18 protein-coding genes and 3 tRNA genes are annotated in these 22,752 nt (G+C 67.7%); 10 read left to right on the forward strand and 11 right to left on the reverse strand.

Annotation, left to right across the window (positions count from 1 at the left end; genetic code table 11):
* Nucleotides 1–223 precede the first annotated feature (223 nt).
* From AC2YHT_RS15440 to AC2YHT_RS15460, 5 genes are all read right to left on the reverse strand, one after another.
* Entirely contained in the window at nucleotides 224–856 is a 633-nt protein-coding gene (locus AC2YHT_RS15440; protein ID WP_487290668.1) for a flavin reductase family protein, read from the reverse strand.
* A gap of 218 nt (nucleotides 857–1,074) precedes the next feature.
* Nucleotides 1,075–2,469, reverse strand: coding sequence for an efflux transporter outer membrane subunit (locus AC2YHT_RS15445; RefSeq protein WP_487290669.1), 1,395 nt, complete (start codon nucleotides 2,467–2,469; stop codon nucleotides 1,075–1,077).
* A gap of 145 nt (nucleotides 2,470–2,614) precedes the next feature.
* Complete coding sequence (locus AC2YHT_RS15450; protein WP_487290670.1) at nucleotides 2,615–5,797, reverse strand: efflux RND transporter permease subunit; 3,183 nt, start codon at nucleotides 5,795–5,797, stop codon at nucleotides 2,615–2,617.
* Between the two features lie 165 nt (nucleotides 5,798–5,962).
* Entirely contained in the window at nucleotides 5,963–7,138 is a 1,176-nt protein-coding gene (locus AC2YHT_RS15455) for an efflux RND transporter periplasmic adaptor subunit (protein ID WP_487290671.1), read from the reverse strand.
* A 62-nt stretch (nucleotides 7,139–7,200) separates the two neighbouring features.
* A complete protein-coding gene (locus AC2YHT_RS15460) occupies nucleotides 7,201–7,368 on the reverse strand; it encodes a hypothetical protein (RefSeq protein WP_487290672.1) in 168 nt (55 codons plus the stop codon).
* 181 nt (nucleotides 7,369–7,549) lie between these two features.
* Here AC2YHT_RS15460 and AC2YHT_RS15465 point away from each other — a divergent pair, with 181 nt between their 5' ends.
* Nucleotides 7,550–8,197, forward strand: coding sequence for a TetR/AcrR family transcriptional regulator (locus tag AC2YHT_RS15465; RefSeq protein WP_110120406.1), 648 nt, complete (start codon nucleotides 7,550–7,552; stop codon nucleotides 8,195–8,197).
* A 120-nt stretch (nucleotides 8,198–8,317) separates the two neighbouring features.
* On the opposite strand, the gene AC2YHT_RS15470 is transcribed toward AC2YHT_RS15465, so the two are convergent.
* Both AC2YHT_RS15470 and AC2YHT_RS15475 read right to left on the reverse strand, forming a co-directional pair.
* A complete protein-coding gene (locus AC2YHT_RS15470; protein WP_487290673.1) occupies nucleotides 8,318–8,779 on the reverse strand; it encodes a low molecular weight protein-tyrosine-phosphatase in 462 nt (153 codons plus the stop codon).
* A gap of 72 nt (nucleotides 8,780–8,851) precedes the next feature.
* Nucleotides 8,852–8,928 (reverse strand) — tRNA-Arg (locus AC2YHT_RS15475).
* 276 nt (nucleotides 8,929–9,204) lie between these two features.
* On the opposite strand from AC2YHT_RS15475, the gene ggt reads away from it, so the two are divergent.
* Nucleotides 9,205–10,977, forward strand: a complete 1,773-nt coding sequence (gene ggt, locus AC2YHT_RS15480) for a gamma-glutamyltransferase (protein WP_487290674.1) — start codon at nucleotides 9,205–9,207, stop codon at nucleotides 10,975–10,977.
* 2 nt (nucleotides 10,978–10,979) lie between these two features.
* On the opposite strand, the gene AC2YHT_RS15485 is transcribed toward ggt, so the two are convergent.
* The 3 genes from AC2YHT_RS15485 to AC2YHT_RS15495 all read right to left on the reverse strand — a co-directional run bounded on the left by AC2YHT_RS15485 (nucleotide 10,980) and on the right by AC2YHT_RS15495 (nucleotide 12,696).
* Nucleotides 10,980–11,915, reverse strand: a complete 936-nt coding sequence (locus AC2YHT_RS15485) for a hypothetical protein (RefSeq protein WP_487290675.1) — start codon at nucleotides 11,913–11,915, stop codon at nucleotides 10,980–10,982.
* Nucleotides 11,916–11,981: 66 nt separating this feature from the next.
* The gene (locus tag AC2YHT_RS15490; protein WP_110121666.1) at nucleotides 11,982–12,413 is read right to left on the reverse strand and encodes an acyl-CoA thioesterase; all 432 of its coding nucleotides are present in this window, start codon (nucleotides 12,411–12,413) and stop codon (nucleotides 11,982–11,984) included.
* Between the two features lies 1 nt (nucleotide 12,414).
* On the reverse strand, nucleotides 12,415–12,696 hold the full coding sequence (locus AC2YHT_RS15495; RefSeq protein ID WP_487290676.1) for a zinc-finger domain-containing protein: 282 nt from the start codon (nucleotides 12,694–12,696) through the stop codon (nucleotides 12,415–12,417).
* A gap of 153 nt (nucleotides 12,697–12,849) precedes the next feature.
* Here AC2YHT_RS15495 and AC2YHT_RS15500 point away from each other — a divergent pair, with 153 nt between their 5' ends.
* Nucleotides 12,850–13,812, forward strand: coding sequence for an ABC transporter ATP-binding protein (locus tag AC2YHT_RS15500; protein ID WP_487290677.1), 963 nt, complete (start codon nucleotides 12,850–12,852; stop codon nucleotides 13,810–13,812).
* Between the two features lie 208 nt (nucleotides 13,813–14,020).
* On the opposite strand, the gene AC2YHT_RS15505 is transcribed toward AC2YHT_RS15500, so the two are convergent.
* Nucleotides 14,021–14,935, reverse strand: coding sequence for a 5'-methylthioadenosine/S-adenosylhomocysteine nucleosidase (locus AC2YHT_RS15505; protein WP_487290678.1), 915 nt, complete (start codon nucleotides 14,933–14,935; stop codon nucleotides 14,021–14,023).
* 137 nt (nucleotides 14,936–15,072) lie between these two features.
* Between AC2YHT_RS15505 and AC2YHT_RS15510 the strand changes: the two genes are divergently transcribed.
* The 7 genes from AC2YHT_RS15510 to AC2YHT_RS15540 all read left to right on the forward strand — a co-directional run bounded on the left by AC2YHT_RS15510 (nucleotide 15,073) and on the right by AC2YHT_RS15540 (nucleotide 22,750).
* Nucleotides 15,073–16,158, forward strand: coding sequence for a purine nucleoside permease (locus tag AC2YHT_RS15510; protein WP_487290679.1), 1,086 nt, complete (start codon nucleotides 15,073–15,075; stop codon nucleotides 16,156–16,158).
* A gap of 3 nt (nucleotides 16,159–16,161) precedes the next feature.
* Nucleotides 16,162–17,478: an NCS2 family permease gene (locus AC2YHT_RS15515; RefSeq protein ID WP_487290680.1), complete on the forward strand. Its 1,317-nt coding sequence runs from the start codon at nucleotides 16,162–16,164 to the stop codon at nucleotides 17,476–17,478.
* Between the two features lie 58 nt (nucleotides 17,479–17,536).
* Nucleotides 17,537–17,613, forward strand: a tRNA-Arg gene (locus AC2YHT_RS15520).
* A gap of 21 nt (nucleotides 17,614–17,634) precedes the next feature.
* Nucleotides 17,635–17,711: transfer RNA gene (locus tag AC2YHT_RS15525), tRNA-Arg, on the forward strand.
* A 319-nt stretch (nucleotides 17,712–18,030) separates the two neighbouring features.
* The gene (locus AC2YHT_RS15530) at nucleotides 18,031–21,189 is read left to right on the forward strand and encodes a hypothetical protein (RefSeq protein WP_487290681.1); all 3,159 of its coding nucleotides are present in this window, start codon (nucleotides 18,031–18,033) and stop codon (nucleotides 21,187–21,189) included.
* Between the two features lie 41 nt (nucleotides 21,190–21,230).
* Nucleotides 21,231–21,428: a hypothetical protein gene (locus AC2YHT_RS15535; protein WP_487290682.1), complete on the forward strand. Its 198-nt coding sequence runs from the start codon at nucleotides 21,231–21,233 to the stop codon at nucleotides 21,426–21,428.
* 95 nt (nucleotides 21,429–21,523) lie between these two features.
* Nucleotides 21,524–22,750 carry a hypothetical protein gene (locus tag AC2YHT_RS15540; protein ID WP_487290683.1) on the forward strand — a complete coding sequence of 409 codons (1,227 nt, stop codon included), beginning with the start codon at nucleotides 21,524–21,526 and terminating at the stop codon, nucleotides 22,748–22,750.
* The last annotated feature ends 2 nt before the right edge of the window (nucleotides 22,751–22,752 follow it).

The following is a 22,752-nucleotide window of genomic DNA, read 5'->3' on the forward strand; positions in this document are numbered from 1 at the left end:
AGCCAGCCGGTTCGGGAGGGTTTTTTCGTTTGGGGCGACTTTGAATTCACCTCTCCCATGGGGAGAGGGAGGGGCCCGCGCCGAAGGCGTGGGAGGGTGAGGGGGTAAGACGTCTGCCGTCTCATCTCCTTTGACCCTGCCCCGTCCGGAAAGTCCGAAACCCCTCACCCTCACATGCTGCGCATGGGCCCCTCCCTCTCCCTCTGGGAGAGGTGGTTTAGAGTCACGCCTTGGTCGGCCGGATCATCTCGAACAGCGCCGAGGGCTCGACGGCGACGTAGTCGCCGCGGCCGCCCCAGCGCAGGATCGGCTCGCCGGCGGGAGCGTCATAGACGCCATCGGCGCGGATCAACCGCCGGTCGATGTGGACGGCGACGACCTCGCCGAAGGTCATCCAGGTCTCGACCTCGTCGCCGTTCGCGGTGGTCAGCTTGAACGACTGGCTCAGGCGGCACTCGAAGTTCACCGGGCTCTCCAGCACGCGCGGCGCGGCGACCAGGCTGCCGGCGACCGGGGTCAGGCCGGCCAGTTCGAACTCGTCCTGGCCGGGGGCGGCGGGGGCGGAGGTGACGTTCATCGCCGCGGCCAGGTCGCGGGTGGCCAGGTTCCAGCAGAACACGCCGGTGGCCTGGATGTTGGCGACGGTGTCCTTCCAGCCGGTGCTGGCGAAGCCGACGATCGGCGGGGTGTAGTTGAAGGCGTTGAAGAAGCTGTAGGGCGCCAGGTTGCGGCGGCCGTCGGCGTCCACCGTCGAGATCCAGCCGATCGGGCGCGGGCCGACGATGGAATTGAACGGATCGTGGGCCAGGCCGTGGCCGTCGCGGGGCTGGTACAGGTGGGCGTCGGCGGCGGCCATGCGGGGGCTCCAAGAGAGGGTGTCGCCATATAGCCCCTCTCCCATGGGGAGAGGGAGGGGCCCGCGCCGCAGGCGTGGGAGGGTGAGGGGGTAAGGCGTCAGCCGCATCCTGGCTTGAACGACCGCGCCGGGTTTGGGGGAGGGGACCGCCGACGGTGTAACCTCCTCACCCTCCCATGCTGCGCATGGGCCCCTCCCTCTCCCTCTGGGAGAGGGGGCTAGGACCACCCCCCGCCGAGCGCCTTGTAGATCGCCACCACGTCGGTGTTCACGCCCGTCTCGGCCACGGTCAGGGCGTCTTCCGCCGACAGCAGCGTCCGCTCCGCATCGAGCAAGACGAGGAAGTCGATGCCGCCTTCCTTGTACTGGATCCGCGCCAGCTCGGCGGCGCGGCGGGAGGCGGCGGCCTGGTCGGCGAGGCTGGCCAGGCGCGCCTGGCGCTGGCGGTAGGAAACGAGGGCCGTCTCCAGGTCCTCGATCGCGGTCAGCACGGCCTTGTCGTAGGCCGCGAGGGCCGCGTCGTTGCGGGCTTCCGCCGCCTTCAGCCGCGCATGGGCGCCGCCGAGGTCGAGGGCCGGCCAGCTGACGCTGGGCGCGACCGACCAGGCCTGGCTGGCGCTGTTTCCGAAGCCCGAGGCCGTGCCGGTGAGGAAGCCGACGAAGCCGGTGACGCGGACGCGCGGGAAGAGGTCGGCGGTGGCCACCCCGACCTTGGCGGTCTGGGCCGCCAGCCGCCGCTCGGCCGCCTGCACGTCGGGCCGGCGGCGCAGGAAGGTGGAGGCCTCGCCGATCGGCAGGGCCATGACCAGCGGCGCCGGATCCTGGGCGCGCGGTTTCAGCTGGACGTCGAGGGCGCCGGGTCGCTGGCCGGTCAGGACGGCCAGGCGGTAGTTGGCGCGGGTCTCGGCGGTGACCAGTTCGGGAATGGCGCTTTCGGTGGCCTTGAGACGGGCCTCGGCGCTGGCGACGTCGATGGCCCCGCCGGCCCCGGCCTCGAACCGCACGCGGGTCAGGCGCAGGGTCTCGCGCTGGGTTTCCAGGTTGCGGCGGGCGACCGCCAGGCGGGCCTGGGCGCCGCGCAGTTCGAGGTAGTTGCGGGCCACCTCGGCGGCGACGGTGACCTGGGCGTCGCGCAGGTCGGCCTGGGCCGCGCCGGCCTCGGCGCTTGCGGCCTGCACGCCCCGGCGCACGCGGCCGAAGAGATCGAGCTCCCAGGCGGCGTCGAAGCCGGCCTGGTAGGTGTCGCCATAGACGCGCTGGCCGCCCGAGGTGGGCTGCTGCTGGTCGGCGGCGGCGTAGGTTCCGGTGGCGGTGACGCGCGGGGCGGCGTCGAGGCGGGCGTCCTTGAAGAGGGCGCGGGCTTCGTTCACCCGGGCTACGGCGATCTCGAGGTCGAGATTGGTGGAGAGCGCCTGGGTCACCAGGGCGTCGAGCGTCGGGTCGCCGAACGCCTTCCACCACTGGGCCTCGGGGGCGGCGGTGGAGGCGACGGAGGGCGCGGCGTTCTGCAGGGCGATGGGGGCGACGACGGGGGCCTTGTAGTTGGGGCCGACGGCGCAGGCCGTGGCCAGCAGCGAGGCGCCGGCGATGAGGGTTGTGCGGAAGAGGGTCATGGGAGCCTCGGGAGTCTCCCTTCCCCCTTGATGGGGGAAGGGTCGGGGATGGGGGTGTCTGGGCGGTTGGGGGAGGGGCGCTGGCCGACGCCGCGTTCACCCCCGCCCCTGGCCCCTCCCCCATCGAGGGGGAGGGGAAGGTTGGTCAGTGGGCCTCCGCTTCCACGGCCGGCGCGGGCTGGCTCTTCACCAGCGAGCGCGAGCCGCTGAGCCGGCGGATGACGTAGTAGAAGACCGGCGTCAGGATCAGGCCGAAGACGGTGACGCCCAGCATGCCGGAGAACACCGCCACGCCCATGGCCCGGCGCATCTCGGCCCCGGCCCCGTGCGACACCACCAGCGGCCAGACGCCCATGATGAAGGCGATCGAGGTCATCAGGATGGGACGCAGGCGCAGGCGGCAGGCTTCCAGCACCGCTTTCAGCGGCGTGTCGCCCTCGATCTCGCGTTCGCGGGCGAACTCGACGATCAGGATGGCGTTCTTGCACGCCAGCCCCACCAGCACGATCAGGCCGATCTGGGTGAAGATGTTGTTGTCGCCGCCGGTGACCAGCACGCCGGCCAGGGCCGACAGCAGGGTCATGGGCACGATCAGGATCACCACCAGCGGCAGGCTCCAGCTTTCGTACTGCGCGACCAGCACCAGGAAGGCCAGGAGCACGCACAGCGGGAAGATGTAGATCGCCGTGTTGCCGGCCAGGATCTGCTGGTAGGTCAGCTCGGTCCACTCGAAGCCCATGCCGGCAGGGAGTTCCTGCTTGGCCAGTTCCTCGAGGGCCTTCTGGGCCTGGCCGGTCGAGAAGCCCGGCGCCGGGCCGCCGTTGATCTCGGCGGTCAGCATGCCGTTGTAGTGCATCTCGCGGTCGGGACCGGTGGCCTCCTTGAAGCTGATGAACGAGCCCAGCGGGATCATCTGGCCCGCGCCGTTGCGGGTCTGCAGGCGCAGCATCTGCTCGGGTTGCAGGCGGAAGCTCTGGTCGGCCTGGACGTTGACCTCGTAGGTCCGCCCGAAGCGGTTGAAGTCATTGACGTACAGCGAGCCCAGATAGACCTGCAGGGTCTCGAAGAGGTCGGTCAGCGACACGCCCTGGGCGCGGGCCTTCTCGCGATCGATGTCGGCCTGGATCTTGGGCACGCTCACCTGGTAGCTGGAGAAGACGCCGGCCAGGGCCGGATCCTTCTGCGCTTTGGCGATGATGTTCTGAGTGGCCTTGTAGAGCTCGTCCGAACCCAGGCCCGCCTTGTCGACGATCTGCATCCGGAAGCCGCCGATGGTGCCCAGCCCCTGCACGGACGGCGGCGGGAAGACCGCGATCTGGGCGTCGGGGATGGCGGCGAACTTCTGGTTCAGCTGGCCGACGATGGCGTTGGCCGAGAGCTCCTTGCCGCGACGGTCCTTGAAGTCGCTGAGCGGGAAGAACACCGCGCCGGCGTTGGGGCTGTTGATGAAGCCGTTGGCCGACAGGCCCGGGAAGGCCACCGAGTGCTCGATGCCCGGGGTCTTCATGGCGATGTCGCCCATCTGCTTGATCACGGCCTCAGTGCGGTCCAGCGAGGCGGCGTCGGGCAGCTGCACGACGGCGACCACATAGGCCTTGTCCTGCTGCGGCACGAAGCCGGACGGGGTGCGGGCGAAGGCCAGGCCCGTCAGCAGCAGGAGGCCGCCATAGACGAACAGCGAGGCGGTCGAGCGGCCCAGGGTCGCCTTCACGCCGCGGACGTAGCCGTTCGAGGCGCGGTGGAAGACCTTGTTGAACGGCGTGAACAGCCAGCCCAAAGCGCGGTCGATCAGCTTCTGGAAGCGGTCCTTGGGCGCGTCGTGCGACTTCAGCAGCACGGCGGCCAGGGCCGGCGACAGGGTGAGCGAGTTGATCGCCGAGATGATCGTCGAGATGGCGATGGTCAGGGCGAACTGGCGGTAGAACTGGCCCGACAGGCCGGTGATGAAGGCCGTCGGGATGAAGACGGCGCACAGCACCAGGGCCACGGCGATGATCGGGCCGGTGACCTCGCTCATCGCCTTGCGGGTGGCTTCGGGCGGCGAGAGGCCGTTGGTGATGTGCCGCTCGACGTTCTCGACCACGACGATGGCGTCGTCGACGACGATGCCGATGGCCAGCACCAGGCCAAACAGGGTCAGCGCGTTAAGCCCGAAGCCCAGCAGCAGCATGATCGCGAACGTACCGATCAGCGACACCGGCACGGCCAGCAGCGGGATCACCGAGGCCCGCCAGCCTTGCAGGAAGATCACCACCACGATGACCACCAGGATGATGGCCTCGATCAGGGTGTGGACCACCGAGTCGATGCTCTCCTGCACGAAGGCGGTGGTGTCGTAGATGATCTCGTAGTCGACGCCTTCGGGGAAATCCTTCTTCAGCTCCTGCATGGTCTTCTTGACGTCGGCGGCCATCTGCAGGGCGTTGGAGCCGGGGCGCTGGAAGATCGGCACGGCCACGGCCGACTTGTTGTCGAGCAAGCTGCGCAGGGCGTAGTTGTTGGCGCCCAGCTCCACCCGGGCCACGTCGCCCAGGCGGGTGATCTGGCCGTCGGCGCCGGCGCGGATGATCACGTCGCGGAACTGCTCCTCGTCGGTCAGGCGCCCGGGGGCGTTGATCGACAGCTGGAACTCGGCGCCCGAATTGGGCGAGGGCGGCGCGCCCAGCTGGCCGGCGGCCACCTGGACGTTCTGCTCGCGCAGGGCCCGCACGACGTCGCCGGCGGTCATGCCGAGAGCCGCGACCTTCTCCGGATCCAGCCACACCCGCATGGAGTAGGCGCCGGCGCCGAAGATCTGCACGTCGCCCACGCCGTCGATGCGCTTCAGCCGATCACGCACGTTCAGCTGCGCGTAGTTGCTGAGATAGAGCATGTCGTAGCGGTTGTTGGGCGAGATCATGTGCACGACCAGGGTCAGGTCGGGCGAGGCCTTGTTGGTGGTCACGCCGATGCGCTGCACCTCCTGGGGCAGTTTCGGCAGGGCCTGGGCGACGCGGTTCTGCACCTGCACCTGGGCCTTATCCAGGTCGGTGCCGAGCGCGAAGGTCACGGTCAGGATCATGGCCCCGTCCGAGGCCGACTGGGACGACTGGTAGATCATCCCCTCGACGCCGTTGATGGCCTGTTCCAGGGGGGCCGCGACGGTCTCGCCGATCACCGACGGGTTGGCGCCGGGATAGGCCGCGCGCACGACCACGGTCGGCGGCACCACTTCGGGGTACTCGCTGATCGGCAGGTTGGGCAGGGCCACCAGCCCGGCGATGAAGATGACGATGGACAGGACGGCGGCGAACCGCGGCCTGCCGACGAAGAATTTTGCGAAGTTCATGGCGGGCGTCCGGAGGGGAGGAGGGACGTGAGGAGTCGTTCCCTCCCCCTTGATGGGGGAGGGCTAGGGTGGGGGTGTCTGCGGCGGTGGGGCTGGCGCCTTATCCTGACGCGCTGTCACCCCCATCCCCGGCCCTTCCCCCATCGAGGGGGAAGGGAGAGGGCTTTAGTTCTGGCGGATCGGGCTCTCGACCGCGGCCACCTTGCGGGGGCCGGCTTCCAGCTGGCCCAGGTCGGCGGCCTCGGTCTTCACCGCCACCGGGGCGACGGCGTCGCCGGGCTTCACCTTCTGCAGGCCGCCGACGATCACCCGGTCGCCGGGCTTGAGGCCCTGGCGGATGACCCGCAGGTTGCCGGCCAGCGGGCCGACCTCGACCGGGCGGTACTGGGCCTTGTTGTCGGCCCCGACCACGATGACGTAGCGCTTGCCCAGATCCGTCGCGATCGCCCGGTCGGGGGCCAGGGCGACGGTCTGTGACGCGGCGCTGACCAGGCGGATGCGGGCGAACAGGCCGGGCGTGAACCGGCCGTCGGCGTTGGCGAAGATCGCCCGGCCGCTGATCGTGCCGCTCTTGGCGTCCAGGGCGTTGTCGATGAAGGCCAGCTTGCCGACGTGCGGATAGCCGTCCTCGGTCATCAGGCCCATATAGACCGGGCTTTCCTTGCCGCGCTCGGCGGCGGCGTATTTCAGGAAGGTCTGCTCGTCGGCGCTGAAGGCCGCGTAGATCGGGGTGTCGGAGACCACGGTGGTCAGCATGTCGGCCTGGGTGACCAGGTTGCCGCGGGTGATCAGGGCCTTGGAGACCCGGCCGTCGATCGGCGAGGTCACGCGGGTCCATTCCAGGTTCAGGCGCGAGGTCTGCAAGGCGGCCTGGGCGGCGGCGAGATTGGCCTGGGCGGCCTTTTCTTCCGACGACAGCCGGTCGAATTCGCTGCGGGCCAGGGCGTTCTGGTCGATCAGCCGCTGGCCGCGCTCGCGGTTGACGACGGCCAGATCAAGCCCGGCCTTGGCGCGCGCCACCTCGGCCGAGGCGCGGGCCGCGTCGGCCTGGAACGGGCGCGGGTCGATTTCGAACAGCACCTGGCCCTTGCGGACATAGGCGCCTTCGGTGAAGCGGACCGTGTTCACATAGCCGCCGACCCGGGGACGGATGTCGACGGTGTCGACCGCCTCGAGGCGGCCGGTGAAGTCGTCCCACTGGCGCAGCGACTTGAAGGCCACGTCGGCGACGGTGACCGGGACGGCGGGAGCGGGGCCTTGCTCGGGCTGGGCCTTGGCGCTGCAGGCGGCCAGGACCGCCATGGCGGCGAGGCCGGCGAAGGTGTTGATGGCGTGGCGCATCGGGGAACCTGTCGAAAAGAACGCCCGGGGGAGCGGGCGGACGGGGAGGGACGCTTGAACTGCTATTCCCAGGCCGGGCGGCGAGCCCGGCGGCTGGGCTTGGGCTGGGAGGCCGTCCGGCCGATCCAGCGCTTGAGGGTGCGGCCGTGTTCGGCGGCGGTGGTCAGCCAACCCATCACGGGAGCGGCCGGGGCTTCGGGGGCGGCTGTGAGGTCGCTCGCGTTCGGCATGGCTTGCGCTCCGTTCAGGGGCTAAGAGGGAGGAAATGTCGCAGGGTCGGTTGCTTGAGGCTGGTTGCTTGACTTGGCGATGGCGGATAACGATCTAGAATGTGACGATACCGTTCGGTATCACTGACATCCGGAGAGATACTGACCGGTAACTCTCACGTCAAGGCGAGGTGCTGCGAAAATGGCTGCGAGAAAATCTGGGGAGGTCGGCTCGGGGGAGCTGGGAGCCGGGACGGCGTGCGCGCCGGACGGCCCGCCGGCGTCCAAGAGGCCCGCCCGCGACCGGATCTTCGAGACGGCCCGCGAACTCTTCTACCAGCACGGCATCCGGGCCGTCGGCGTCGAGGCCATCGCGGCCGAGGCCGAGGCCACCAAGATGACGCTGTACCGGAACTTCCCCTCCAAGGACGAACTGGTCGCCGAGGTCCTGCGCGAGCAGGAGCGCGAATACTGGGCCTGGTGGGACGGCGTCACGGCCATGTGCTGCAGCGATCCGCGCGGCCAGCTTGAGGCGATCTTCGACGCCTTCGAGACCAAGGCCTGCGACACCAACATCCACGGCTGCCCGCTGTCGAACGCCGCCATCGAGCTGCACGAGGAAAACCACCCCGCCCAGCAGGTGTCGGTGAACTACAAGCGTTCGCTGCACGGCCGGCTGATCGACCTGTGCAGCCGCGCCGGCGCCGCTGACCACGAGCTGGCCGACTCCCTGATGCTGCTGATGGAGGGTTCCTACACCGCCCGCGTCACCCTCGGCGCCGACGGCCCCGCCCGCTCCGTCGCCCGCGCCGCGCGGAGCTTGATCCGGGTGCACCTGGGGGATCGGTAGGGGCTGCTGAGCCCCCTCCGGCCCTCCGGGCCACCTCCCCCAAAGGGGGAGGATCTAAGAGCGCCGAGCCAATAAGATGCTCCCCCTCTGGGGGAGCTGTCGCGTAGCGACTGAGGGGGTCTATCCTCTGATTTTCGCCGCCAGCCCCCGCGCCCCGGCCACCGCATCGGCCCAGGTGACCTCGAACCCCGCCTCATCCCCGTAATACGGATCGGCCACGGCCTCGCCGGCCCGCCCCTCGACGTGATCGAGCAGCAGGCTCAGCCGCGCCCGGCTCCCGGCCGGCGCCAGCCGCTTCAAGTTCTTCAGATTGTCCAGGTCCAGCGCCACCACATGGTCGAAGCGCTCGAAGTCGGCCGTTGTCACCTGCCGCGCCGCATAGCGGCCGATCTCCACCCCATGCCGCCGCGCCGTCGCCTGGGCCCGCCGATCCGGCGGATCGCCCGCATGCCAGCCGCCGGTCCCCGCGGAATCCACGACGACGTCCAGCCCCAGCCGCTGCGCCTCCAGCCGAAACGCGGCCTCGGCCAGCGGCGAGCGACAGATGTTGCCCAGGCAGACGAACAGCACGGAAACGGTCATGCCGAACCGCTAGGCCAAAACCCGCCGCGCCGACAACTCTGATTTTTCAGGAGATCTTCTAGGAGAAGAAAATGGCGCGCCCGGAACGATTCGAACGTCCGACCCTCAGATTCGTAGTCTGATGCTCTATCCAGCTGAGCTACGGGCGCGCACTGCCTTGCGGCGAGGCGGGGGAAATAGCCTGGACCCCGGGGGTGTGCAAGCGTCTTGTCGAAAAAAGTCGCCGAGTCCGGTGGATAAGTGGGCGACTCCTTGTGCTGTAACGGTTTCAACGGCCGGAAAAGATGTCGCAGGGGCGTGGGACCGTGTTTTTTGCGAGCGCGCTGGCGGCGGCGGGGGCATGGTTCGTCGAATCTCCGTCCCGGGAGTCGGCTTTGAAGCCGCTCGCCAGGACCTGTTCCGCGCTCCGTTCCGAGGATCCGCCCATGCGCCTGCCCGTTCTCGCCGCCCTCGCCGTCCTGACCGCTTGCGGAGGGATCGCCGGCTGCGCGACGCCGGCGGCGGTGGCCAAGGACAGGCCGGCCGCGGTCACGGCTCCGAGCACGGTTGGCGCCGCTGCGGCCTACAGCCCGCGCGGCATGGTCGCCACGGCCAATCCGCTGGCCACCGAGGCGGGCCTTAGGGTGCTGCGCGAAGGCGGCTCGGCCGTCGACGCGGCGGTGGCCGTGCAGGCGGTGCTGGGCCTGGTCGAGCCGCAGAGCTCAGGCCTGGGCGGCGGCTCGTTCCTGGTGGTCTACGACGCCAAGACCGGCAAGGTGACGGCCTATGACGGCCGCGAGACCGCGCCGGCGGCCGCGACGCCGGCCCTGTTCCTGGGCGACGACGGCAAGCCCGTGCCGTTCATCTCGGCGGTGCTGTCGGGGCGCTCGACCGGCGTGCCGGGCGCGGTCGGCATGCTGGCCCAGGCCCAGAAGGAGCACGGCGCCATCGCCTGGGACCGCCTGTTCCTCGACGCCGAAAAGCTGGCCAACCAGGGCTTCACGGTCAGCCCGCGCCTGGCCTCGATGATCAACGGCCGTTCGCCCCAGGGCAAGACGGCCGACGCCACCGCCTATTTCACCAAGCCCGACGGCCAGCGCTACCAGGCCGGCGAGACGCTGAAGAACCCGGCCTACGCCGCCACGGTGCGCCGCCTGGCCGCCGAAGGGCCGTCGGCCCTCTATGAAGGCCCGCTGGCCGAGGCGATCGTCGCCAAGCTGCACGAGGGCGAGCGGCCCTCGGCCATGACCCTGGCGGACCTCGCGGCCTACAAGCCGCGCAGCGCCGACGCCCTCTGCCGGCCGTGGAAGGTCTACACCGTCTGCGTGCCCAACCCGTCGTCGAGCGGGGTGTCGCTGCTGCAGGCCCTGCTGATGCTCGAGCACACCGACATCGACAAGCGCGGCCCCAAGGACCCGATCGCCTGGACCCAGATCGCCGAGGCCGAGCGGGTGATGTACGCCGACCGCGACCGCTATGTCGGCGATCCGGGCAAGGTGACCGTGCCGGTCGAGGGTCTGCTGGACCCGGCCTATGTCAAGGAACGCGCCAAGCTGATCGGCGAGACGGCCGGCCCGGTCCCCACCTTCGGCCTGCCCAAGGGCGCGCCGAAGGTGGGCCCGGACTCGACCATCGAGCCGGGCGGCACCACCCACTTCGTCATCGTCGATCCGGCCGGCAACGTGGTGTCGATGACCACCACGGTCGAGAGCATCTTCGGCTCGGGCCGGATGGTCGGCGGCTTCTTCCTCAACAACCAACTCACCGACTTCAACTTCGCGCCGATCGACAAGGACGGCCTGCCCGGCGCCAACGCCGTGGCCGGGGGCAAGCGCCCGCGCTCGTCGATGTCGCCGCTGATCGTCCTGGACAAGAAGGGCAAGTTCCTGGCCGCCGTGGGCTCGCCGGGCGGCTCGGCGATCCTGTCCTATAACCTTAAGGCCATGGTCGGGGTGTTCGACTGGGGCCTGTCGATGCAGGACGCCGTCGCCCTGCCCAACCTGGTGGCGCGCGGCGACGTGTTCTCGGGCGAGGTCGATCGCTTCGGGCCGGAGCTGACCGCGGCCCTGCAGGCGCGCGGCGTGCTGGTCAAGGAAGGCCAGAACGAGAATTCGGGCCTGCACGGAGTGATCGTTCGCCCAAATAAAGCAGAAGGGGGCGGCGTGCTGGAAGGCGGCGCGGATCCGCGTCGCGAAGGCGTGGCCAAGGGGCTGGAATAGACTCAGGCGGCCTGGCCCAGGATCCATCCCTCCCAGGCCGACGCGTAGGCGCAGGGCGGGCCGGCGACCCGCCGTCCCTCCACCACCTCGATCATGCCCAGCAGGCCCATGGCGGCGTCGAAGGCGTCTTCCCCGGTGCGATGGCGGCCGAAGCCGTCTTCGAGCGCCTGGCGCATGTCCGCGTCCAGCCCGACCCCATGGGCGGCGCAGCGCTCGGCCAGGCCCGCTGTCGCCGCAAGCCGGTCTTCGCGTCGTCGCTTGCTGCCGTCGCGGGGAAAAACGACCGAGAGGTGACGATAGGCCTCCGCGGGATAGGTCTCGCAAAGAACCGGCCGGCCCTGCCCGGAAAGGTCGCCTAGGTCGCCGTCGAAAGGCCAGAGGCGGGCGCCGCGCGCCAGGGCTGGCCCGACCACGGATCGCCAGCCCTGGATGGCGGCCTTGCCCACCTGATTGCCGCCCAGGGTCCAGAAGAGGGCGCAGGCGGCCCGTCGGTCGCTCGTCGCCCGCTCGCATCGGCGCAACAGCGCCGCGAAGTCGCCGAGGCCCAGCCCGTTCGACAGCTCGTCGCGCCGCACGCCGGCGACGGAAACCCGGGGGTAGAACGGACGCTGGAGCGAAATCTCGTCGGGCCGATCGCAGACGTCGTAGAAGCGAGCCCAGGGAGCGGCGCCAAAGGCCTGCACGGCCTGGCCGAACCCCGCCAGATCGGTCGCACGGCCATAGGCTTCGGGCAGGCCGATGGGGAAGTCGAAGCCCGCCAGCACGGGGCCGGGCTCGGCGAAAAGGTGATGCACGAAGCGATCGAGCGGGCCGACGAGGCGCGGCGCCTCGACCAGCCATCCCGCGCCTTCACGACGGGCCTGCGCCGTCCAGCGACTGCCCTCGCGCGTACTCCAGTCGGCGTGGACCAGGCGCATGAAAGGTAGAGTGCCCGGCATGGCCCGCTCCCCGACGACGTCGTGCGCCGATCTTCGGAGCGAGGCCTGGCCTTGGCAAGGCCGCCTCTAAGGCAGCGGCCTCGGCTTGCGGTCCTCGCCGATGGCGACGAACGTGAACACGCCTTGGGTCACCTTGTGGGCCTTTTCGCCGTCGCGGCGGCGGCGCCAGGCTTCGACCTCGACCTTCAGCGAGGTGCGCCCCGTATGGACGATGCGGGCGAACAGGCTGACCTCGTCGCCGACGAACACCGGGCTGATGAACACCATGCCGTCGACGGCGATGGTGGCGCAGCGGCCGGCGGCGCGGTGGAAGGCGATCGAGGCCGCTGCAAGGTCCATCTGCGACAGCAGCCAGCCGCCGAAGATGTCGCCTTCGGGGTTGGTGTCCGACGGCATGGCGATGGCGCGCAGGACCGGCGGGTCGTGCGGCCATTCGGCGGCTTCCCACGCCTGGGCGAGGGTCTCGGCGCGCGGGCCGGAGAGGCTGGAATCGTCCAACTTAGTGGCCGCCGGGGCCTTCGTAGACGCCGGGGGCGAGCTGCTCGTCCTCGTCGTGGCCGGCGTGCGAGGCGGCGATGAAGCGGCGGTCGCAATAGGGACAGTCGACCGAGCCGGCCGCGCCCATCTCCAGCCACACGCGCGGGTGGCCCAGCGCCCCGCCGACGCCTTCGCAGGCGATGCGGTGCGAATGGACGTGGACGATTTCCGGGGCCGGGCCGGCGGTGACAGCGACGTCCATGCCCGTGGGGGCGGTCGGAGCTTCGGACTTGGCCTTGGCCATGGGAACTAACCTTCGAATTCTGAGCGCGGCCTTGGCTAGGCGGCGAACGAGGCATACCTATGCGACGCGTCGGCGCCGCGTCAATTCGGGCAAGGCGCCGCGCCTTCGTTTTCAAAGCCTTCGGCCCCGCTACGGGCCTTGATTGGACGCTTCATGGACCTGCCTGCCTACGCGATCGAAGCCGAGGGCCTGTTCAAGACCTATCCCGCCACCAAGACCGCGCCGGAGAAGCGGGCGCTGAACGGCATCGACCTGAAGGTGCCGCGCGGCTCGATCTTCGGCCTCTTGGGTCCGAACGGGGCGGGAAAGTCGACCTTCATCAACATCCTGGCCGGCCTGACCCGCAAGTCGTCGGGTACGGTGCGGATCTGGGGCCGCGACATCGACGAGCGTCCGCGCGACGCCCGCGCCGCCATCGGCGTGGTGCCGCAGGAGCTGGCCGCCGACGTCTTCTTCACCCCGCGCGAGTCGCTGGAGGTGCAGGCCGGCTATTACGGCGTGCCCAAGAACGAGCGCCGCACCGACGAGCTGCTCAATGCGCTGGGCCTGGGCGACAAGGCCAACGCCTATGTCCGCCAGCTGTCGGGCGGCATGAAGCGGCGACTGATGGTGGCGAAAGCCATGGTCCACCAGCCGCCGGTGCTGATCCTCGACGAGCCGACCGCCGGGGTCGACGTCGAGCTGCGCCGCCAGCTGTGGGAGTATGTGAAGGGCCTGCACGAGCTGGGCGTGACCATCGTGCTGACCACCCACTATCTGGAAGAGGCCCAGGAGCTGTGCGACCAGATCGCCATCGTCAACCGCGGCGAGGTGGTGGTCTGCGAGCCGACCCCGACCCTCCTGGGCCGGATGGACATCCGCAACGTGGTGGTGACCCCCGAGAGCCCGCTGGCGACGCCGCCGGCGCTGGAAGGCTTCGACACCAAGGGTCGCGCCGGCGGCGCCTTCTCGGTCAGCTACCGCACCGGCCAGTCGAGCGTCGAACACGTGCTGGCCGCCGTGCGCGGGGCCGGCGTGTCGATCAAGGACATCGCGACGGAGGATCCGGACCTGGAGGACGTGTTCGTGTCGCTGACCTACGGCGATCCGAACGCCAAGGATCCGCTGAAGACGTAAAGGCGCTCTGGAAAACCTCTCCCATGGGGAGAGGGAGGGGCCCGCGCCGAAGGCGTGGGAGGGTGAGGGGGTAAGACGTCTGCCGTCTCGTCCCCTTTTGACCCTGCCCTGTCCGGAAAGTCCGAAACCCCTCACCCTCCCATGCTGCGCATGGGCCCCTCCCTCTCCCTCTGGGAGAGGTGGACTTGGGTTGGGAGAGCTCCGCTGACTACGGCAAAGCCCTGACAAACGCCCGCACCACCGTCGCGGAGTTATCCGCCGCCAGGCGCAGGAACACCGGGAACTGGTTCGTCGCCGGGTCGCCGCCGGCCAGGTCCGACAGGCTGCGGAAGGCGATGAACGGGGTCTTGTTCACGTACGCCACCTGGGCGACGGCGGCGCTTTCCATGTCCAGCACCCGGGCGCCGAAGGTCTTGTGGGCGTAGTCCCGGAAGGCGGCGTTGTCGACGAACACCGGACCCGAGCCGCCGGCCCCGCCGACCACCACCTTGGGCGGCTTGGTCAGGCACTGGTCAGCGGCGCAGCGCTTCAAAGCGAGGCCCTCGACCGACTGGCGCGCCAGGGCGATCAGGGCCGGATCGGTGGCGAAGGAGAGCTTGTCTTCCGCCTTGGCCGGGTCCTGGTTCACGGTCACGGCGCGCGGATGCATCATGCCGAAATTGGGCAGGTCGCTGACCAGGCCCGGCGTCGGCGCGAAGCCGCCCGGAACCTCGCGAGCATAGGCCATTTCGGAGGTCTGGGCCCAGGTCTCCGGCGCCACCACGTCGCCGACCTCGAGTTCTGGATCGGCCCCGCCGGCCACGCCGGAGAACACGATGCGGACGACATGGAAGCGATCGAGGGCCGCTTGGGTGGTCATGGCCGCATTGACCATGCTGATCCCCGACAGGAACAGCACCACCGGCTTGCCCTCCAGCTTGCCCGTCACGTAGCGCGTGCCGGCGGCGACATATTCGTGCTTGTCGACGGTCGCCGCCTCCAGCGCCGCCATCTCCGGCGGAAAGGCGCTGACCACGGCCGTACGCGGCGCGGCGTCAAGGCGCTCGGCGGCGTTCGCGGCAATCGGCGCGCCGATCGGCGTCAGCAGCAGAACGCAGGCGAGGGCGGTCGAGGCGATACGCATGGGGGGAGGCTTCCGATGGTCGATTCGGTGGCACCCTAGCGCCGCGTGCGCCGCCGTCGGAAGGGCCGACGTCCAGCCTGTTGCATCGTCCGCCGGTTCCGACGACTTTCGCGCCGTTTTAAGTAAGCGGGGCAGGCATGAAGGCTTGGATTCTAAGAACATTGGTCGCTTTGGCGACCATTTTGGGGACGGTCCTCCTGGGCGCGAGCATCCCCTGCCTGGCCCAGGCGGCCGCCAAGCCGATCCCGATCCCCATCCCGATCAAGGTCGTGGTCGTCACCACCTTCGAGATCGGGGCCGATACGGGCGACGTCGCCGGCGAGTTCCAGCCCTGGGTCGAGGGCTGGCCGCTGAAGCGTGAGATCCGCGTGCCCGGTATCCGCCACGTCGCCCGCTATTCCGACGACGGCGTGCTGGCCATCGTCAGCGACATGCGCGGCCGCACGCGGGAAAGCGTCGCGGCCCTGATCCTGTCGGACCAGTTCGACCTCTCCCACGCCTACTGGATCGTCAGCGGCATCGCCGGCGTCGATCCGGCCTCGGCCTCGGTCGGCAGCGCCGCCTGGGCCCGCTACGTCGTCGACGCCGACCCGATCTACGAGGTCGACGACCGCGAGATCCCCGCCGATTGGCCCTACGGCCTCTATTCCAACGACGCCGACCGCCCGAACGTGAAGGGCAAGGCCGAGGGCTCCAGCGCCATGGCCTGGACGCTCGATCGCGGCCTGGTCGACTGGGCCTACGCCCTGACCAAGGACGTCAAGCTGCCCGACAACCCGGATCTGGTGAAACTGCGCGCCGGCTATGTGAAGGAGCCGAACGCGGCCCGCCCGCCGTTCGTGCTGCAAGGCGACGCCCTGGGCACGGTGCGCTTCTGGCACGGAACCCAGCGCACCCAGTGGGCGCGCGACTGGGTCAAGCTCTGGACCGACGGCGCGGGGACCTTCACCATGAGCGACTGCGAAGACCAGGGGATCCTCGACGTGCTCGACGCCCATGCCGACAGCGGCCGCATCGACCGGCGCCGGGTGCTGGTGCTGCGCACGGCCAGCAACTACACCCGCCCGCCGCTGGGGGAGCCGACCTTCCCGCGCGTGTTGCACGACGACGGGGCCAAGGCCGGCTTCGAAGCCGAATTCCTCGTCGGGGGCGTCGTCGCCCGCGACCTCGTCAAGAACTGGGACCGCTACGCGCGCGCCCTGCCCACGGCCGGAGGCCGATAAGCCATGCTCGAACGTCTCTTTCACCTGAAGGCCCAGGGCACCAACGTCCGCACCGAGGTGCTGGCGGGCCTGACCACCTTCATGACCATGGCCTATATCGTCGTGGTCAATCCGGCGATCCTGGGCGAGGCCGGCATGCCGGTCGCCGCCGTCGCCGCCGCCACCTGCCTGGCCGCCGGCCTCGGCTCGATCCTGATGGGCCTGATCGCCAACTACCCGCTGGCTCTCGCTCCCGGCATGGGCCTCAACGCCTACTTCACCTACACCGTGGTCAAGGGCATGGGCGTGCCCTGGGAGACCGCGCTCGGCTGCGTGTTCATCTCCGGCGTCGCCTTCCTGATCCTGACCGTGGCCGGCATTCGCCAGATGATCGTGGCGGCCATCCCGCGGCCGCTGTTCTCCGCCGTCGCGGCGGGGGTGGGTCTCTTCATCGCCTTCATCGGCCTGAAGGACGCCGGCGTCATCGTCGCCAACCCGGCCACGGCCGTGGCCCTGGGCGACCTGACCACCCCGACGGCGGCCCTGGCCCTGATCGGCCTCGTAGTCATCGCCGCCCTGCAGGCCTGGCGCGTGAAGGGCGCGATCCTGATCGGCATCCTGCTGGCCGCCATCGCCGGCTGGCTGCTGGGCCTGTCGAAGTTCACCCCCGGCGCCTACAGCCTGACCGACCTCTCGGCCACCTTCCTGAAGATGGACATCCCCGCCGCCCTGCACCTGCGCGGCGGCATGGGCGTCGCCTTGCTCGAGATCATCTTCGTCTTCCTGTTCGTCGATCTGTTCGACAACGTCGGCACCCTGGTCGCCGTCACCAAGAAGGCCGGCCTCGTCCAGCCGGACGGCACGATCCCACGCCTCAACCGCATCCTCACCGCCGACTCGGCCGCCACGATGATCGGGGCCGCGGCCGGCACCAGCACGGTGTGCAGCTACATCGAGAGCGCCTCGGGCGTCACCGCCGGCGGCCGCACCGGCCTGACGGCCGTGGTGGTCGGCATCCTCTTTTTGATCACCCTGTTCTTCGCCCCGCTGGTGCAGGCCATTCCCGCCGCCGCCACGGCGCCGGCCCTGGTGCTGGTGGGCGCGCTGATGATCGGCTCGCTGGCCGAGGTCGACTGGAACGACCCGACGGTGGCCATCCCCGCCTTCCTGACGGTGATCACCATCCCGCTGACCTTCTCGATCGCCAACGGCCTGGCGTTCGGCATCACCAGCTACGCGATCCTCAAGGCCGCCACGGGCAAGCTGCGCAAGGGCGACTGGCTGCTGGTGGTCCTCGCCGCGCTCTTCGTGCTGCGCTTCGTCTATCTGGCGAAAGGCTGACCAAAACCCTTTGCGCAGGCGCGGCTTTCGGCTAAGACCGCGCTTCCGCAAGGCGGATGCACCCGTAGCTCAGCTGGATAGAGCGTTGCCCTCCGAAGGCAAAGGTCACACGTTCGAATCGTGTCGGGTGCGCCAGTCTCTCTTGCCGAAAAATGCGCGCCCGTAGCTCAGCTGGATAGAGCATCAGACTACGAATCTGAGGGTCGGACGTTCGAATCGTTCCGGGCGCGCCATTTTCTCCAAGAAAATCATACGCTTAACCGGTAGCGCGGTGAGCGCCCCCGACTAATTTTGCTTTTTAGTCGGGGTTTTAGTCGGGGGATTTTCTTTCTCCGTGCTTCCCTGCTGCATCGGCGGGTTCAGCTTGGGCCTGGATAGCGGAGGCGCAGGCTAGCTTCGCGACCTGTTAGAGGGGTGAGCAACGCAGGTCAGGCAGCTGTGCTGCGGCCTGTCGCGACTCGCGAAGATCCGTTCTACTCATGTTCCATGAGCGGAAAGACACGATCGGCCGAAGTCCCGGCCTTGCCCCGCGGCGTCTCGCCGTCGGACTTCATGCGCAAGATGCGCCCTGAGCAGTATTCCGACAGCGCCGAACGGTCGGCGTACAAGCTCGATGCCTCGGCGCTGGAGCAGAGGCTCGATACGCTTACGGCGCGCAACCAAACCCACGACTTCGAGATCTTCTGCCGCATGCTTTGCGAGAGGCTGATTTGTCCCAATCTCAAGCCGGCGACGGGGCCGGAAGGTGGGGGCGACAGCAAGGCTGACAGCGAGACCATCGCCACCGCCGACGAGGTGATGAATCTCACCTATGTGGGCGCCGCCAATGCCGGACGCGAGCGATGGGCCTTCGCCTTCAGCGCCAAGAAGGCCTGGCGGCAGAAAGCGCGATCGGACATCGACGGTCTGGCCGCGACAGGCCGTCCCTACGACAAGGTCTTTTTCGTAACGTCCCAATATGCCCGCGCCCGGGATCGCGCGGCGCTTGAGGACGAGATGTCCACCAAGCACGGCTTTCGGGTGGAGATTCTCGATCGATCCTGGATCACCGCCAAAGTCATCAAGGGGAACCAGAAGGATCTGGCCTTCGAGTATCTCGGTGTCGGCGAGCACCTGGCCGCCCACCGGCTCGGCCCCGCCGACTACGCGCGCATGCAGCAGTTGGAGGATCTGGAAAAGGTGATCCAGGATCCCGCTGCCTACGAAGGTCAGCCAGGTCAGCGCGCTGCTGACGCTCTCGCCGCAGCCCTTCTGTCTCGTGAACTCGAGCGACCTCGCTTCGAGACCGATGGTCGGTTTCAGCGTGCAATCCGCTTGGCCGATGATCATGGCCTGCTTCGGCAAAGGCTAGACGCGCGCTATCAAATGCTCTGGACGGCCTTTTACTGGTTCGACGACTTCGACCTGCTGGACCGGGAATACGACACCTTCGCGGAAATAGTGTTCGCCTCCGACATGGCGCGCAACGTCGAGCTGGTCGGCAACCTGACGCAGAATCTCGTCAACCTGGTGATGCACGGTCATCGTTCGGCCGAGCAGGTCAAGCTAGCGGCGAGGATGGGGCGCCTCGTCGACCGCTTGAAGGCGTTGGCGGCCGACAAGGAACGGCCCAACAACGCGCTCGAGGCCCGAACCTCACTCCTGATTGTCCAGGCCAACGAGCTTATGCTGACTGGGGACAAGGCGGCATTGCCAGGCCTGTGGCCGCAGTTCACGCAGATCCTGCAAGAGGCCGAGGGTCTCGTCGAATACTCCGCCGAACGCCTGGTGCAGATGATCGAGGTCTACGGGACCTTGGCCGGGCGAGACCCCGGCTATAGCCGTCTCGTCGATGAGTTGGCGGCCTTTGTCAGTCGACGCACGGGGGAAGGCGAAAGCGGGTTGATCCTGCTCAAGCGCGCCAACCAACTGGATGGTGAGGAAGATCGCTTCGAGCTTATCCGGATTTTAGGGCGAGCCACCCGCCAGTTGGCCAAGAAGGAGTACGTGGAGAGCCTCGTGGAGGCCACCTACCTGCTCGCCCTGGCCTATCGCGGCATGGGCATGCTTTGGGCCGCGAGGGCTCACGCGATGTTCGCCGTCGCCAGCATCTTCGTTGAGGCTGAAACAGAAGTAGATCTGCCAGCATCGATCGTGCCGGCGCTGATGTTGCTCGGGTGGATCGACGTCGAACTTCGACTGCTTCCCGAACTCCTTGATGTCGTTCGACTGGTGCGAGGGTGCCGCGAAAGCCTGCCGCTGACCGAGGACTCCCTCGAGCGCGTCGCAGATCGCCTTGAGCGTTTCGACGTGGTGTTGGCGAGCCAGATGGTCAATCTCGGCGCGAAGGAACTCGCGGCCGCCGCGTCGCTGCCGGACCTCTTTGGCGGCCTGGGCCTAGAGAAGGCGCAGGGCGCGCTCTTGTACGCCTTGGGCTACGAGACCCTCATCATCGACGAAGCCACCTTGGCTGACAGCGAAGCGCTCGCAAAGATCCGCGAGACGTTCGTACTCTTGGCCAGCCAGCCCGCAGGCGATCCAACCGGCACGCCGCTGATCACTTACGGGACCACGGAGCAGGTGATCGAGACGCGCGTCCTGGGCATGCGCGTCGCCGCGCGGTTCCTTGGATCCGACGTCCTGATCCAAGTTGCCGAGACGCTCCTAGCTGTGATCGAGACGCTGTTCGCCACGACGTTGGCCGCCCGCGTGGGCGCCCACGTCGAGCGGTTCGAGATCAGGATCGAGGAGCATGACGGCTTGGAGGAGCCGGTCTATGAGATCGACGAGGTGCGAGCGCGGTCCCTGCTGAAATGGCCGAGCGGCGTGGCGCCCACATCTTTCGCCATGGACGGGCGCACGCATCAGACCATGACCTACGTCGCCAGTATGGTATTCGTCGCCAGCTGCGTGACCGACAATCCCTTGAGCCTGATCGAGCAGCTGTACCGTGACGAGGCTCTCGGCGAGCGCATCAGCACCGCTGTTGCAAGTGCAGCCAGCCGTAGCCGAGCCTTCACATCCGCAGCGTCGCGGCTGTCGGATTGGGTGGCGATATCGGAGACGTCCTACCCTCCGACCGACAACCGGCCACTGATTGTTCGCCGGAAGCTCGACCCAATCCCGAGCGAAGATGAGGTTCGGGAAGTTCGCGGCGCCGATTTCGAGCCCGCGATGCCTCGGGACCATCGCGATCTCGAAGTTCGCGCCATTCTCGAAGTGCCGCTTTGGGAGAGAAGCGGGTGGGCAGGTCTGTTGTCCTGCACCTTCGGGGCGGCGGCGCCGCCGATCATGGCGTTCGTCTTCGACAATCGCGACATCGGGCGCGAGATCTTTAGCCGCTGGCGGGAGCGCTTTGGCAAGCGCGATACGAACGGCGACATCCACTTCGCCATTCTCCGCAATCTGCCGGGACGCCCGCCCGCCCACTACGCGGCGCTTTTGACCGCCGGCCGCAACGGCGTCTCGGAGGTGAAGGTCACGCAGATGGTTAGCCGGCTTAAGGTCCTGGAGCCGAGCACAGACGAGAATCTTCAGCGGTTCCTCTCCGCCTATGAGACGATTGGCTGTTACGGCATTGCGCCGGCGGTGATCGGCGAGGACGGTGAACCGGAACTGATGTTCGACCTTGCGATCCTCAAGCGTGATCTTCCTGTCAGGAACTTCGACGAGATCCAGGAAGGGGAACTGGAGCATATCGGCCGGATGTTATTGGAGGGGCCTCGAGGATAGGCTTTGCGGGGGCGGCAGCGCCGCCGAAGAGGGCTTTGGTGATGTCCGAAATCAAGCTCAGCGCCACCCCGAAGGGTAATGGGTATCAGGCGACCATCACGTTCCCGACGGGCGTGGTCGTTAGTTCCGCCGAAGCGTTTCCGTCGATCTCCGAGGCGATCGCCGCAGCTGCCGTGAAGCTGTTGGAGATGCCGGATCGGATCTCTCGTCTCGATCAATCCGATGATGTGGCCGGCTAGGGGCGACCCACTTTGCGACTGCACCGCGAGTCAGGTGAAGCTGGGCGAGCTTGCAGCGAAGCGCCCCGCGTCGGCGCCATTTGGCAGGAGGGAAGATGGCGACGAACACGAAGCCACGATGCATAGACGTCCTGTCTTGGCGCAGACCAACCAAAAAAGAGCATCGCCAATACCTGGATCGGTTGTTGAAAAGGGCGAAGGTATCTGAAGGTGGGGGTGCGGCGCTATGTGTTCGGAAGCACATAAGCACCTTGGATATGTACTGTTACCTGAAGGCTCGCTTTGGTTTGCCAAATGGGATGCAGAGCTTTCTCCGAAGGGACGATAGCGACAACATTTATCACTGGGACTACAATCTCAAAGTACACGACCTCGATCTCTACATCGTCGCCTCCTCACGCGAAGTGCATATCTGGGCCTATGAGCCGATGTCGGATGAGGATTGGAAGGCGCTGATCCTGGCGATCAAGGCCGACTTCGGGCGCATGGGGCGTGAAAAGTCGGAGGTCCTTCATGCGCTGGAGAAATGGTCGGTTTTTCCCAACAAGTACGTCGCAATCGCGGGGCTATGCGCCGACCATCACGCGGTGATCACCGACGTTCTCGGTCAGGGTGATCCGTTCGAGTTCGATTCATTGACGATGCTGCGCAATCGCGCCGCTAAGGGTGAGGTCGCCGAGGAAGAACACGTCCCCCAAACGCCAGAACCAGAGCTGTTCGGGGCCTGTCTGCAGTTGGCGCTGCTGACGCCGATCATGGCGGAAGCCTTCCTGAATATGGTGATCCTGATGCTCTGCCGGCCCGAGATCCGTGCGGATAAAAGGCAGTACGACGCGTTCATTCGCGATAACATTGACAGGCGAATTTTCGATCTCTTCTACAAGTGCGAGGGCTTCGATAAGCCGATCGACATGTCTTCCGATATTTACAAGGCCTTCAAGCGCGTGGTTGATAGGCGAAATCATGCGATACATGGTAATATTGACCCGATCGCAGATCGCATAGAGACGGTGTACTTCGATGCGACGCGGCCACTCTATCCCGAGGGTGGCGATCACATCGGGAAATTCAGGGCATCTTTAGCTAAGCACTATCGGCCGCAGGAAGCCGTCGATGATTATGAGGCCACGCACCTAATGCTGCTGGAAATCGTCGCTGCTCTGAAGCCGGACGTGCAAGCGGAGTTCTGGGTTGTCATGGATGACGCCTATCCCGGCTTCGACGAGCGCAGGAAGAAGTGCGGGCACCTATTTCCGGGGCACTTCGTGAGCAGTCACTATGACGCGCAGCGCTTTGACGATGACCTAGAGGTCGTTTGGTAGCG

This window comes from Caulobacter sp. SRI_008 (assembly GCF_057586355.1).

What these genes read in the sequence shown, in the direction of transcription:
- AC2YHT_RS15510 (WP_487290679.1), top strand. Translation starts at nt 15,073, where the DNA reads ATGAAGGCTTGGATTCTAAGAACATTGGTCGCTTTGGCGACCATTTTG.
- AC2YHT_RS15500 (WP_487290677.1), top strand. Translation starts at nt 12,850, where the DNA reads ATGGACCTGCCTGCCTACGCGATCGAAGCCGAGGGCCTGTTCAAGACC.
- AC2YHT_RS15505 (WP_487290678.1), bottom strand. Translation starts at nt 14,935, where the DNA reads ATGCGTATCGCCTCGACCGCCCTCGCCTGCGTTCTGCTGCTGACGCCG.
- ggt (WP_487290674.1), top strand. Translation starts at nt 9,205, where the DNA reads ATGCGCCTGCCCGTTCTCGCCGCCCTCGCCGTCCTGACCGCTTGCGGA.
- AC2YHT_RS15540 (WP_487290683.1), top strand. Translation starts at nt 21,524, where the DNA reads ATGGCGACGAACACGAAGCCACGATGCATAGACGTCCTGTCTTGGCGC.
- AC2YHT_RS15440 (WP_487290668.1), bottom strand. Translation starts at nt 856, where the DNA reads ATGGCCGCCGCCGACGCCCACCTGTACCAGCCCCGCGACGGCCACGGC.
- AC2YHT_RS15455 (WP_487290671.1), bottom strand. Translation starts at nt 7,138, where the DNA reads ATGCGCCACGCCATCAACACCTTCGCCGGCCTCGCCGCCATGGCGGTC.
- AC2YHT_RS15515 (WP_487290680.1), top strand. Translation starts at nt 16,162, where the DNA reads ATGCTCGAACGTCTCTTTCACCTGAAGGCCCAGGGCACCAACGTCCGC.
- AC2YHT_RS15445 (WP_487290669.1), bottom strand. Translation starts at nt 2,469, where the DNA reads ATGACCCTCTTCCGCACAACCCTCATCGCCGGCGCCTCGCTGCTGGCC.
- AC2YHT_RS15450 (WP_487290670.1), bottom strand. Translation starts at nt 5,797, where the DNA reads ATGAACTTCGCAAAATTCTTCGTCGGCAGGCCGCGGTTCGCCGCCGTC.
- AC2YHT_RS15535 (WP_487290682.1), top strand. Translation starts at nt 21,231, where the DNA reads ATGTCCGAAATCAAGCTCAGCGCCACCCCGAAGGGTAATGGGTATCAG.
- AC2YHT_RS15470 (WP_487290673.1), bottom strand. Translation starts at nt 8,779, where the DNA reads ATGACCGTTTCCGTGCTGTTCGTCTGCCTGGGCAACATCTGTCGCTCG.
- AC2YHT_RS15460 (WP_487290672.1), bottom strand. Translation starts at nt 7,368, where the DNA reads ATGCCGAACGCGAGCGACCTCACAGCCGCCCCCGAAGCCCCGGCCGCT.
- AC2YHT_RS15485 (WP_487290675.1), bottom strand. Translation starts at nt 11,915, where the DNA reads ATGCCGGGCACTCTACCTTTCATGCGCCTGGTCCACGCCGACTGGAGT.
- AC2YHT_RS15465 (WP_110120406.1), top strand. Translation starts at nt 7,550, where the DNA reads ATGGCTGCGAGAAAATCTGGGGAGGTCGGCTCGGGGGAGCTGGGAGCC.
- AC2YHT_RS15530 (WP_487290681.1), top strand. Translation starts at nt 18,031, where the DNA reads ATGCGCAAGATGCGCCCTGAGCAGTATTCCGACAGCGCCGAACGGTCG.
- AC2YHT_RS15495 (WP_487290676.1), bottom strand. Translation starts at nt 12,696, where the DNA reads ATGGCCAAGGCCAAGTCCGAAGCTCCGACCGCCCCCACGGGCATGGAC.